Here is a 12017-nt window from a genome sequence, read left to right on the forward strand (position 1 = left end):
TGATGAATTCTGCGCGGAGCATCGGCTCGACCGCCATGGCCGCGAAGCGCGACGCCTCGCGGCGCGGTATCGGCGCTCAGCGCGCTTCTTCCTGCTGCTCGGGCCAGTCGCGGATGTAGGCCTTCAGCATGCGATTCTCGAAGCCCTGCTCTTCCACGACCGCCTTCGCGACGTCGTAGAACGAGATGACGCCCATCAACTGACGCTTTTCCATGACCGGCAGATAGCGCACGTGATGCTCGAGCATCATGCGGCGCACCTCGTTCACGTCCGTTTCCGGCGTGCACGTGAGCGGATGGTCGTCCATGATCTTGCGGATGGTCGTGCCGCCCACCGAGCCGCCGTTGTTGTGCAAGGTCAGAATGATCTCGCGGAAGGTCAGCATGCCGACCAGATCGCCATATTCCATGATGACGAGCGAGCCGATATCGTGCGCCGCCATCGTATCGACTGCGTCGGCGAGCGGCGTATCGGGTGTCACGGTGAACAGGGTGTTGCCCTTCACCTTCAGAATGTCGCTGACTCGCATGACTGTCTCCTCGCGAAATGCCTGTTCAAATGCTCGAACGATGATGAAACCATAGGTCGATGCTATCGGAAAGGCCCGCAAAAGGAAAGCGAACGGGGCCGCCGATTCGCCCGCATCGGCCGAATGGACAAGGCTTTGCGCGATCGACGGCCGCGCGTTCGCCCTAGGTTTGGGCGCACGCATCCGATGTTAGGATGATTGACCCTCATTTTCGCCGCATGCCGGCGCCGCCTCGCGCGCCGGCCGCCTATGATGCCAGCCAACCGTTTCGACACGCTCGCGCTGCACGCGGGCGCCGCGCCCGATCCCGTCACCGGCGCCCGCGCGACGCCGATATATCAGACCACCTCGTTCACCTTCCGCGATAGCGATCACGCCGCCGCGCTCTTCAACATGGAGCGCTCGGGGCACGTGTACTCGCGCATTTCGAATCCGACCGTCGCGGTGTTCGAGGAGCGCGTCGCCGCGCTCGAAGGCGGCGTCGGCGCGATCGGCACGGCGAGCGGCCAAGCGGCGCTGCATCTGGCCATCGCGACGCTGATGGGCGCGGGCTCGCATATCGTCGCGTCCAGCGCGCTCTACGGCGGCTCGCACAATCTGCTGCATTACACGTTGCGGCGCTTCGGCATCGAGACGACGTTCGTGCCGCCGCACGATCTCGACGCATGGCGCGCGGCCGCACGGCCGGACACGCGGCTTTTTTTCGGTGAAACGCTCGGCAATCCGGGGCTCGACGTGCTCGATATCGCGGGCGTCGCGGAAATCGCGCACGAACACGCGGCGCCGCTGCTCGTCGATTCCACATTCACGACGCCCTATCTGCTGCGCCCTTTCGAGCACGGCGCGGATCTCGTCTATCACTCGGCGACCAAGTTTCTCGGCGGACATGGGACGACGATCGGCGGCGTGCTCGTCGACGGCGGCACGTTCGATTTCACCGCGAGCGGACGCTTTCCCGAGTTCACCGAGCCCTACGACGGCTTTCACGGCATGGTCTTCGCCGAAGAGAGCACCGTCGCGCCGTTCCTGTTGCGCGCCCGGCGCGAAGGCTTGCGTGATTTCGGCGCTTGCCTGCATCCGCAGGCAGCGTGGCAACTGCTTCAAGGCATCGAAACCTTGCCGCTGCGCATGGACCGGCATGTCGCGAATACGCGCAAGGTGATCGAGTTTCTGCTGAGCTCGGCCGCCGTGGACGGCGTGGCGTATCCCGAATTGCCGACGCATCGTGACCGCGCGCTTGCCGAACGCCTGCTGCCGCGCGGCGCGGGCGCGGTGTTCAGCTTCGATCTGAAGGGCGGCGTGCCGGCGGCGCGCAAGTTCATCGAAACGCTCACCCTGTTCTCGCATCTCGCGAATGTCGGCGACGCGCGTTCGCTCGTGATCCATCCTGCGTCGACGACGCATTTCCGCATGGATGCCGCCGCGCTGGAAGCCGCGGGCATCGGGCCGGGGCGCATCCGTCTGTCGATCGGACTGGAAGACCCGGACGATCTCATCGACGATCTCAAGCGCGCGCTGAAGGCCGCGCAGAAGGCCGCCGAAAGCGCGCCGGATGCGGGCGCCGCCGCGCCGCTCGGGAGCCGCGCATGATGCTCGACATCCACGGCCGCGCGGCCTATGCCTATACCGGCGGCAAACCTTTCGATGCCGCCCGCCCCGCCGTGGTGTTCATTCACGGCGCGGAGCACGATCACAGCGTCTGGGCCTTGCAGACGCGCTATTTCGCGCATCACGGCTTCGGCGTGCTGTCGCTCGATCTGCCGAGTCACGGACGAAGCGAAGGCCCCGCGCTGCCGACTATCGGCGAACTCGCCGACTGGGTGATCGCCGTCCTCGACGCAGCCGGCGTGCAAGCGGCGATGTTCGTCGGTCACAGCATGGGCTCGCTGATCGCGCTCGACGCCGCGGGCCGCTATCCCGCGCGCACGACGGGCCTCGCCCTGCTCGCGACCGCCGCACCGATGGCCGTCTCCGACACGCTGCTCGACGCCGCCCGCGAGCACGAGCCCGAAGCCATCGCGATGGTCAATCAATGGTCGCATTCGACGATCGCCGCGAAACCGTCGAGCCCCGCGCCGGGCTTCTGGCTGCAAGGCGCGAATCAGCGGCTCATGGAGCGCGTGAGCCTGCGCGGCGAAGCGCTGCTTTTCCACACCGATTTCAGCGCCTGCAACACCTACGGCGATGCGCTCGAACGCGCGGCCGCCGTGCGTTGCCCGGTGATGATCGTGAGCGGCAAGCGCGACATGATGACGCCGCCGCGCGCCGCCCGCCCGCTCGCCGACGCGATGAGAAAGGCCGGCGCGGCCGTGCGGACGGTGGAACTCGACGCCGGTCACGCGCTCATGTCTGAGCAGCCCGACACGACGCTGGATGCGTTATTTGCCTTCGCGCTCGCCTGCGCCGGAACGGCGCCGAAGTCCGGCTGAAAGCGCGCGTGCGGCGGACCGCGCAACTCCGCCGTGCCTGCTTGCACGGCGCGGCGGGCAGTCGCAGAATGATTCTTGCTGGGTAATTGTCGTACAGGCGCGTCATGCAGGCGCATGCCGCACGACACCGGCAGGCATTAACAGGGAGGCCGTCATGGGGCACGCCGCACACGGGGAACATTTCGCGAGTTTCGCCGAGTTCTATCCCTATTACCTCGACGAGCACCGCAACGCGATGTCGCGCAGGCTGCATTTCATCGGATCGCTCGGCGTGATCGGCTGCCTCGCCATGGCAATTGCAACCGGCGACTGGCTCTGGCTGCCCGCGGCCGTCGTCTGCGGCTATGGCTTCGCGTGGATCGGCCACTTCTTTTTCGAGAAGAACCGCCCCGCGACGTTTCGCCATCCGGTCTACAGCCTGATGGGCGACTGGGTCATGTTCAAGGACATCTGCGTCGGCAAGATCTCACTGTGACGCTCAGGCGGGCTGCTCCGGCATCGATGAGCGCGGCGCTTCGCGCAGGCGCGCACTCGTGAGCGCCGATGCCCGTGCCGCGATCAGCGAGCCGAGCGTGATCTCCAGTTTCTCGTTGTCGAGCACGCTCATGAGCGCGACGCAGTCGACCTGCGCGGCGTCCAGCTTCAACTGATACTCCAGCTCGGCGCGATCGATCACGAACTGATCGTAGAGCATGGTCACCGTGATCTGATTCGGATTGGCGATCAGCACGTAGCGCGGCATGCGCGAATCCTCCAGCCGGCCGATCCAGCCGAGTGCATCGAGCCGCGCGATCAGCCTCGTCGAGGTATCGAGATCGCAGCGCGCCATGCTCGAAAGCTGCAACGCCGTGTAGCCGGGCTTGCCCTCGTCGCGCGCCTCGACCAGGCGCGCCAGGATTTCGAGCGCATCGAGCAGATCGCTGCCCGGAAAATCGCGCCGATGATACTGACCCGTGCGAATGGCCGGCAGTGCGGATGTGACCATTGCGCCGATGAGCGCGAACATCCAGCACAGATAGACCCACAACAGAAACACCGGCAGCGCGGCGAACGCGCCGTAGACCGCGGTATAGGTGGGAATGCGCCGCACGTAATAGCCGAAGCCGCGCTTGCCGAGCTCGAACGCGACCGCCGCGATCACCCCGCCGACGATCGCATCGCGCCATTCCACCTTGCAGTTGGGCATGTAGACGTAAATGATCGTGAAGGCGAGCGCCGTGAGCGGCAGCGAGACGCCCGTGAGCGCCCATTCGAGGATCGGCGGCATCAGGTTGTGCGAGCCCGCATACGCGACGGAATGCGCGAACACATACGAGGAGATGGACAGACTGCAGCCGAAGAGAATCGGCCCGAGCGTGATGATCGCCCAGTAGACGAGCACGCGCTGAGCGAACGGGCGCGCCTTCTTCACTCGCCAGATGACGTTGAACGCGGACTCGACCGTCATCATCGTCATGACGGAGGTCACGAACAGGATGATCATGCCGACGGTCGTGAGTCCCTTCGCCTTCGACGCGAACTGGTTCAGATACTTGAAGATCTGATCGTTGATCTGCGGCGGCATCAGATGCACCGCGAGGAAATCCTGCAGCGACGCCTGGAACGAGCCGAAGATCGGGAACGCGGTGAAGAGCGCGAAGGCGACGGTCGCGAGCGGCACGAGCGACAGCACGCTCGTGAACGTGAGGCTGCCCGCCACTTGCGCGACGCGGTCCTCGCCGATGCGCCGCGCGACGAAGCTGGCGAGGCGCTTGACCGCCGCGAGATCGATGGAAACGTGCTGCAAACGCGTTCTCCCGTCGTGACGGCTCGCATGCAAAAGCCGCGTCTCGCCACGAAAATCACCCGATACCTATAATAGCCGTTCACTAAAAAAGCCTTATGAACGACATCCTCGTGCTTTACTACAGCCGCCATGGCGCGACCCGCGAGCTGGCACTCGCAATCGCACAAGGCGTCGACAGCGTGCCCGGCATGCAAGCGCGCGTACGCACCGTGCCGCCGGTTTCCACCGTCTGCGAAGCGACCCGTCCCGACATTCCCGCCGACGGACCGCCCTACGCCGAATTGCGCGATCTCGAAGAATGCGCCGGCCTCGCGCTCGGCTCGCCGACGCGCTTCGGCAACATGGCCGCGCCGCTCAAGTACTTCCTCGACGGCACCACGCCGCAATGGCTCTCCGGCGCGCTCGCGGGCAAGCCTGCGAGCGTCTTCACCTCGACCGGCAGTCTGCATGGCGGCCAGGAAAGCACGCTGCTCTCGATGATGCTCCCGCTTCTGCATCACGGCATGATGATCGTCGGCATCCCGTACACCGAGTCGCGGCTCACCACGACGCAAAGCGGCGGCACGCCCTACGGAGCCTCGCATCACGCGCGCGCGGGCGGCGACGACAACCAGCGGCATGGCATTTCCGCGGATGAAAAAGCGCTCGCCATCGCGCTCGGCGCACGGCTCGCGCGCACCGCGCTCGATCTCGTGCGCGGCGCCCGTTGCGCATGACCTCGCCGATGAACGCTCCGGCCGTCACCAGATCACGTTCCCACGCAGCGTTCGCATTCGGCGCGCTTGCGAGCCTCGTCGCGCTCATCGTGCTTGCGCTCGTCTGGGAGCTCTGGCTCGCCCCGCTGCGTCCCGGCGCGTGGGCGCTCGCGTTGAAGGCGCTGCCGCTCGCGTGCGCGCTGCCGGGCGTCGTGCGCAAGAGTCTCTACACGCTGCAATGGGCGTCGATGCTCGTCCTGCTCTACTTCGCCGAAGGCGTCGTGCGCGGCATGACCGACATGGGCCTCTCCGCGCCGCTCGCCTGGCTCGAAGCACTGCTCGCACTGGCCTTCTTCGTCTGCGCGCTCGCTTACGTCGCGCCGTTCAAGCGGGAAGCCCGATTGAACGCGCGTGCGAAAAAAGGCTAGTCCCTTCGCTTTTTCGACGTCCCTATCGCCGCGACGTGATGCTTTGTAGCACGAATAGCCACCCGGCGCGCGTGCCTATGCCATTCGGACGAGGATCGCGCGCCGCGTCGCTGCGCGATACTGTGCTCTACGCTCTACCGCAATCCCTGTTCATCTGCCCATGACCGCAACTCAAGCTTTCATCGCCGACTGCGCCGGCATCCTCGGCGCGCCGCATGTTTTGATCGATGCCCACGATACCGCGCCCTATCTCGTCGACTGGCGCAAGCGCTATCGCGGCAAGGCGTGCGCCGTGCTGCTGCCCGCGGATACCGCGCAGGTCGCGGCCGTGGTCCGCCTCGCGCACGAACATCGCATCGCGATCGTGCCGCAGGGCGGCAACACCGGGCTGGTCGGCGGGGCGACGCCCGATTCGAGCGGCGCGCAGGCCGTCATCAGCCTGAAGCGGCTCAATCGCATCCGTGGCGTCGATCCGCACAACAACACGATCACCGTCGAGGCCGGCGTCGTGCTGGCCGAGATCCAGGCGTGCGCCGAAAACGCGCAGCGGCTCTTCCCGTTGAGTCTCGCCGCCGAAGGCAGTTGCACGATCGGCGGCAATCTGTCGACGAACGCCGGCGGCACCGGCGTACTCCGCTACGGCAACACGCGCGAGTTGTGCCTCGGCCTCGAAGTCGTGACGCCGCAGGGCGAGATCTGGGACGGCCTGCGCGGGCTGCGCAAGGACAATACCGGTTACGATCTGCGCGATCTTTTCATCGGCGCGGAAGGCACGCTCGGCATCATCACGGCCGCGGTCATGAAACTGCATCCCGCGCCGGTCGCGAAAGTCACGGCGCTCGCCGGACTCGCATCGCCGCACGCCGCGCTCGACTTTCTGTCGATGGCGCAGCATCACGCAGGCGCTCTTTTGACCGGTTTCGAGCTCATGTCCGATTTCTCGATGCGGCTCGTCGGCAAGCATTTCCCGCAATTGCGCTATCCGTTCGGCGAGCCGCACGCGCAGACCGTGCTGCTCGAACTCTCCGACAACGAAAGCGAGGAGCACGCCCGCGCCCTCTTCGAACGCCTGATGGAAGAAGCGCTCGACAAGGGCATCGTGGAAGACGCCGTCGTCGCCGAAAATCTCGCGCAATCACGGGCTTTCTGGGATCTGCGGGAGCATATTCCGCTCGCACAGGCCGAGGAAGGCCTGAACATCAAACATGACATCGCGGTGCCCATTTCCAGCATCGGCTGCTTTATCGACGAAACCGATGCGATCATCGCGAAGACGGTGCCCGGCGTGCGCATGGTGACCTTCGGCCATCTCGGAGACGGCAATCTTCACTACAACGTGCAGGCGCCCGAAGGCGTCGATGCGAAGCGCTTCCTCGACGAATTCCAGACGCCGATCAACGCGCTCGTGTACGACCGGGTGCACGGGCATCGCGGCAGCATCAGCGCCGAGCACGGGCTCGGCCAGTTGAAGGTGGATGAAGCGACGCACTACAAATCGCCGGTCGAAGTGCGCCTCATGCAGACGATCAAGGCCGCGCTCGACCCGGACAACCTGATGAACCCCGGCAAGGTCGTGCGCTGGGACGCGACGCCCGCGAAGGAGAACATCGCATGAAGATTCGCGTGCTGTCCGATCTGCATCTCGAATGCGACGAGCCACTGGCGATTCCGTACGCCGACGCCGATCTCGTCGTGCTGGCGGGCGATATCCACAACCACGCCGAAGGCTTGCGCTGGGCGGCGGAAAACTTCGATTCCGATGTGCCCGTCATTTACGTGCCCGGCAATCACGAGTATTACGACGCCGAGTTCGGCGCGATGGAAGCGGCGATGCTGGACGCCGCGCGCAGCGTCGACAACGTGCATTATCTGAACAACGCGTCCCTGGTGGATCGCCGGGGCGCGTGGCGCGTGCTCGGCACGACGCTGTGGACGGACTTCGCGCTGTTCGGTTCCGGCGACGATCAAATCGAGAACGCCAAAGAGGCATGCACGAAGGTGATGCTCGACTACAAGGGCCTCATTCAGCTCGCGTGGCCGGAGCCGGACGGCGAGCCGCGCGAATTCGCGCCCGACGACTCTCTCGCGCTGCACGAGCAGGCGCGCGCATGGCTCGAGAGCGAGCTCGCGAAGCCGTTCGCGGGACAGACGATCGTCGTCACGCATCACGCGCCGATGCGTCAAAGCCTCGCGCCGCGTTACGCGGAAGATCTCGTGTCGGCGGGCTTCGTGAATCATCTGCCGTCGCTCGCGCGTGCGCCCGCGTCGCTGTGGATTCACGGTCATACGCATACGTCGTTCGACTATGAAGTGAACGGAACGCGCGTCGTGTGCAATCCGCGCGGCTACTTTAGCCGGCGCGAGCAGCGGTGGGAAAATCCGGATTTCGCGTGGGACAAGGTCGTCGATATCTGAAGCATCGGTGAAGAAGCACGGAACCGTGTTGGACTTTGCGGAGGAACGCCATGTGCGGCCGAATCAGCCAGTACCGACTGCCGATGCATTACGCGCAACGCTTGCATCTGAGAAATCCGTTCGTGCTCGTGGATGCCGCCGACAGGCGCCCCGGCTATAACCTGTCGCCCGGCACGCATCCGCTCGCCGTCTATCCGGACGAGACCATCCGCGCGGTGCATTGGGGCTATTGCCCGCCCTGGGCCATTCAGAAGAAGCTGCCGCAGACCATCAACGCGCGCGTCGAAACGGCGGCGACGAGTGCGTATTTCAAGCATCTGTGGAAGAAGGCGCGCATTCTCGTGCCGGCCGATGGCTGGTTCGAATGGCGCATCGAGCCGCGCCCGGGCGATCCGGCGGCGAAGCCCTTCAAGCAGCCCTATTTCATCCAGCGCGCGGACGGCGAACCGATGTATCTCGCCGCGCTCACCAGCATCCTGCGCGACGATGACGCCGCCGCGCCCGGCGCGGGCTTCGTCATCGTGACGGCCGCGGCGGACGAAGGGCTCGTCGATGTGCACGACCGCCGCCCGCTCGTGTTCGCGCCAGCCGTCGCGCGGCGCTGGCTCGACCCGGATGCCTCGCCCGAGGATCTCGCGGCGCTCGTCAAGACAGACGGCGTGCCGGCGTCCCACTTCGCCTGGCATCGCGTATCGACGGATGTGAATCGCGCGACCAACGACGAACCGCGACTCATCGAGCCGCTCGAAACCTTGCTCTGAAAGCCGTCCGGGGCTGAATCAGCGATCGTACGGATCGCGCGGGCGGCGGGCGCTTGCGTCACGCTCGTCGTCGATGCGCACCGGCACGAGGCGATGCTTCGCGTTGCGCTCCGACTGCGCGCGCATGGCGTTGAACAGATCGCGCGACGCCGGAACGGCGATCAGCACCAGAAGCACGGCAAGTGCGAGCAGGAGGGGCGTACTCATGTGACTTATCCCGGTAAAAGATGCGTAAGAACAAGTGCAGAAAGTATCAAGCTGCGGACGAACCGTGAGTAAGCAAGTGTTGCTCCGCAGCTTTTTTCGTAACCGAACCCGCAATACGGCGCTCTTTCAGGTGACGACGAATTCCTTCAGCGATTCGGCGTCCGCATCGAGCGTACTGGGCAGCGCCTCGCGCAGGAACTCGACCCACGTGCGAATCTTCGCGTCGAGATACTGGCGCGACGGATACAGCGCGTAGACGTTCAGCTCCTGCATCGTGTATTGCGGCAACACGCGCACGAGCGTGCCCGCGCGCAGGCCGGGCAGCGCGGACGAGGTCGGCAGCACGCCGATGCCCATGCTCTCGCGGATCGCGACGACCATCGCCTCGGCGACGTTCACCGTGAAGGTCGACGGCCCGAGGCTCACCGTCTCCTGACCATTCGGGCCGTCGAAGACCCATCGGTCGGGCGGAAATACCGGCGTCATCAGATGCAGACAGGTGTGGCGCACGAGATCGGAGAGCACGTGCGGCGCGCCATGCTGCTCGATATAAGCCGGCGACGCGCACGCGATGCTGTAGACCGAGCCGAGACGCGCCGACACGAGACCGGAATCCGGCAGATCGGAGGCGAGCACGACCGACACGTCGTAGCCTTCGTCGAGCAGATCGGGCACGCGCTGCGCGAGCGTCAGGTCGACCTGCACCGCCGGATGGCGCTGCTGATAGCGCGAGATCATCGGCACGATGTAGTGCTGGCCGAAGCTCGTCATCGAATGGACTTTGAGCTTGCCCGAGGGACGAGCGTGCGCATCGCCCGCCTCGGCTTCCGCCTGATCGACATAGGCGAGAATCTGCTCGCAGCGTTGCAGATAGCGCTCACCCGCTTCGGTAAGCGCGATGCGCCGCGTCGTGCGATTCAGCAGGCGCGCACGCAGATGCGCTTCGAGATCGGATACGGCCCGCGATGCATAGGCCGTCGTCGTATTGAGGTGCTGCGCGGCCGCGGTGAAGCTTCCCGCTTCGACGACCCGCACAAATACGCGCATGTTCTGGAGCGTGTCCATGGCGTCTTTCCGTCTTCAAGAACTGTTCGTGAATCGAATTGTTGCACGCTTGGCAACAACGATTATCACATCCGTCGTAAAAATGCTTTGCATCCTTACGGGTTATTCGACAATCCCCGCAAAAATATAATCACTTCCTGGAATCTAATTCAAATTTGGGAGTGAATCGTGCGAGGGCGAGTGTCCAGACGCGCTGCTTGTGCCGCCGTTCTTACAACAATATTAACAATTGCCGGGTGCGCAAGCACAGGCGAGATCGTGCCGCAAGATTCCCTCAAGGACGCATCGACGCTCGATGCCGGCAGCGCGATACGCGCCGCCAATGCAGATGCCCAATGGCCCGAAGCGCAGTGGTGGCGCGCCTATCGCGATCCGCAGCTCGACGCGTGGATTTCCCGGGCGACTACCGGCAACCCCACGCTCGCAATGGCCGCGGCGCGCGTGCGCGAGGCGCAACAACAGGCGGGCGTCGCGCGCTCCGAATTGCTGCCGCACGTCGACGGCGCGATGAGCGTCTCACGCAAGAACTGGCCCAACAACGACTTCTACGGCCCGGGCCCGTACGCCGATACGACGACCTGGGACAACACCGCCGGCCTTTCGCTGACGTACAACCTCGACCTCTGGCATCGCGACGACAACAACGCCGAGCGCGCGCTCGACGTCGCCCATGTGCGCGCCGCCGATGCGCGCGCCGCGCAGCTCGAACTCGAGACCAACGTCGTGCGCGCCTACATCGGCTTCTCGCAGTCGTTCGCGCTGCTCGATATCGCCGAGGAGACGCTCGCGCAGCAGGAGCGCATCGCGGATCTCGCGCGGCGGCGCCTGAAAGGCGGGCTCGGCACGCAACTCGAAGTGAGCCAGGCCGAAGCGCCGCTGCCGGAATACGAGCGTCAGGTCGATGTCTACAAGGAAGAGATCCTGCTCGCGCGCAATCGACTGGCGGCTCTCGCGGGCGAAGGTCCGGGTGCGGGCGAAGCGCTCACGCGCCCGGCGTTGTCGCTCGCGACGCCGCTACCCTTGCCTTCCGCGCTGCCCGCGGAGCTCGTCGGACATCGGCCGGATATCGTCGCGGCTCGCTGGATGGTGGCGGCGCAGGCACGCGGCATCGATGTCGCGAAGGCCGGCTTCTACCCGAACATCAATCTCGCCGCGTCGCTGACTCAGGCTTTCGCGGGCGGCGCGCTGCTCACCTTCCTGACCCGCGATGCGTCCGGATACAGCTTCGGCCCCGCGATCTCGTTGCCGATTTTCGAAGGCGGACGTCTGCGGGCGCAGCTCGGCGCGGCATCGGCGCAATACGACCAGGCCGTCGATCACTACAACGCGACGCTCGTCGGCGCGCTCAAGGACATCGCCGATCAGGTCGTGCGCGTGCATTCGCTCGATACGCAGCTCGACGCGTCGGGCCGCTCCGTCGCCGCCGCGCGCAAGAACTACGATCTCGCGAACGAAGGCTACAAGCGCGGCCTCACCGATTACCTGAACGTGCTGATCGCGCAAACGCAATTGCTCAAGGCGCAGGACAGCCAGGCGCGCGTGCGCGCGCAACGGCTCGCGTCCTACGCGACGCTCACGTCGGCGCTCGGCGGCGGCATCGACGATCCGTCGAACGGTCCAGAACAGACCGCGCTCGCGCCGTCGAAGCACATCGGGCCGTTCAGCCGAACGGGCGAAGCGAAGCAGCAATAAGGCCACGCAT

The 12017-nt window shown here is 65.3% G+C and carries 13 protein-coding genes; 9 read left to right on the plus strand and 4 right to left on the minus strand.

Translation table 11 applies throughout. The features are described from left to right. Nucleotides 1-76 precede the first annotated feature (76 nt). The gene (locus U4Y90_RS01465) at nt 77-529 is read right to left on the minus strand and encodes a CBS domain-containing protein (protein ID WP_321791467.1); all 453 of its coding nucleotides are present in this window, start codon (nt 527-529) and stop codon (nt 77-79) included. A 252-nt stretch (nt 530-781) separates the two neighbouring features. Between U4Y90_RS01465 and U4Y90_RS01470 the strand changes: the two genes are divergently transcribed. From U4Y90_RS01470 to U4Y90_RS01480, 3 genes are all read left to right on the plus strand, one after another. Beyond that, entirely contained in the window at nt 782-2119 is a 1338-nt protein-coding gene (locus U4Y90_RS01470; protein WP_321792540.1) for an O-acetylhomoserine aminocarboxypropyltransferase, read from the plus strand. Further along, nucleotides 2116-2958, plus strand: coding sequence for an alpha/beta hydrolase (locus U4Y90_RS01475; protein ID WP_321791469.1), 843 nt, complete (start codon nt 2116-2118; stop codon nt 2956-2958). The genes U4Y90_RS01470 and U4Y90_RS01475 overlap by 4 nt, the downstream gene beginning before the upstream one ends. Before the next feature lie 154 nt (nt 2959-3112). Next, nucleotides 3113-3433: an Mpo1-like protein gene (locus U4Y90_RS01480; RefSeq protein ID WP_321791470.1), complete on the plus strand. Its 321-nt coding sequence runs from the start codon at nt 3113-3115 to the stop codon at nt 3431-3433. Nucleotides 3434-3436: 3 nt separating this feature from the next. Here U4Y90_RS01480 and U4Y90_RS01485 read toward each other — a convergent pair whose 3' ends face one another. Further along, nucleotides 3437-4744: a YihY family inner membrane protein gene (locus tag U4Y90_RS01485; protein ID WP_321791472.1), complete on the minus strand. Its 1308-nt coding sequence runs from the start codon at nt 4742-4744 to the stop codon at nt 3437-3439. A gap of 95 nt (nt 4745-4839) precedes the next feature. On the opposite strand from U4Y90_RS01485, the gene wrbA reads away from it, so the two are divergent. The 5 genes from wrbA (at nt 4840) to U4Y90_RS01510 (ending at nt 9043) form a co-directional block, all read left to right on the plus strand. Next, a complete protein-coding gene (gene wrbA, locus U4Y90_RS01490; RefSeq protein ID WP_321791474.1) occupies nt 4840-5460 on the plus strand; it encodes an NAD(P)H:quinone oxidoreductase in 621 nt (206 codons plus the stop codon). A gap of 8 nt (nt 5461-5468) precedes the next feature. After that, nucleotides 5469-5867: a DUF2069 domain-containing protein gene (locus U4Y90_RS01495; RefSeq protein ID WP_321791476.1), complete on the plus strand. Its 399-nt coding sequence runs from the start codon at nt 5469-5471 to the stop codon at nt 5865-5867. Nucleotides 5868-6027: 160 nt separating this feature from the next. After that, complete coding sequence (locus U4Y90_RS01500) at nt 6028-7482, plus strand: FAD-binding oxidoreductase (RefSeq protein WP_321791478.1); 1455 nt, start codon at nt 6028-6030, stop codon at nt 7480-7482. Beyond that, nucleotides 7479-8282: a metallophosphoesterase gene (locus U4Y90_RS01505; RefSeq protein ID WP_321791480.1), complete on the plus strand. Its 804-nt coding sequence runs from the start codon at nt 7479-7481 to the stop codon at nt 8280-8282. The genes U4Y90_RS01500 and U4Y90_RS01505 overlap by 4 nt, the downstream gene beginning before the upstream one ends. Before the next feature lie 50 nt (nt 8283-8332). Continuing rightward, nucleotides 8333-9043 carry an SOS response-associated peptidase gene (locus tag U4Y90_RS01510; RefSeq protein ID WP_321791482.1) on the plus strand — a complete coding sequence of 237 codons (711 nt, stop codon included), beginning with the start codon at nt 8333-8335 and terminating at the stop codon, nt 9041-9043. A gap of 18 nt (nt 9044-9061) precedes the next feature. Here the strand turns inward: U4Y90_RS01510 and U4Y90_RS01515 are convergent, their stop codons facing one another. Together U4Y90_RS01515 and U4Y90_RS01520 are read right to left on the minus strand one after the other, a co-directional pair. Further along, complete coding sequence (locus tag U4Y90_RS01515) at nt 9062-9250, minus strand: hypothetical protein (protein ID WP_321791484.1); 189 nt, start codon at nt 9248-9250, stop codon at nt 9062-9064. 126 nt (nt 9251-9376) lie between these two features. Next, nucleotides 9377-10315, minus strand: a complete 939-nt coding sequence (locus U4Y90_RS01520; RefSeq protein ID WP_321791485.1) for a LysR family transcriptional regulator — start codon at nt 10313-10315, stop codon at nt 9377-9379. Nucleotides 10316-10483: 168 nt separating this feature from the next. Here U4Y90_RS01520 and U4Y90_RS01525 point away from each other — a divergent pair, with 168 nt between their 5' ends. After that, the gene (locus U4Y90_RS01525) at nt 10484-12007 is read left to right on the plus strand and encodes an efflux transporter outer membrane subunit (RefSeq protein WP_415749273.1); all 1524 of its coding nucleotides are present in this window, start codon (nt 10484-10486) and stop codon (nt 12005-12007) included. Nucleotides 12008-12017: the final 10 nt, after the last annotated feature.

Origin of the sequence: Caballeronia sp. J97 (assembly GCF_905220305.1) — a bacterium.
Taxonomy (GTDB): Bacteria; Pseudomonadota; Gammaproteobacteria; order Burkholderiales; family Burkholderiaceae; genus Caballeronia.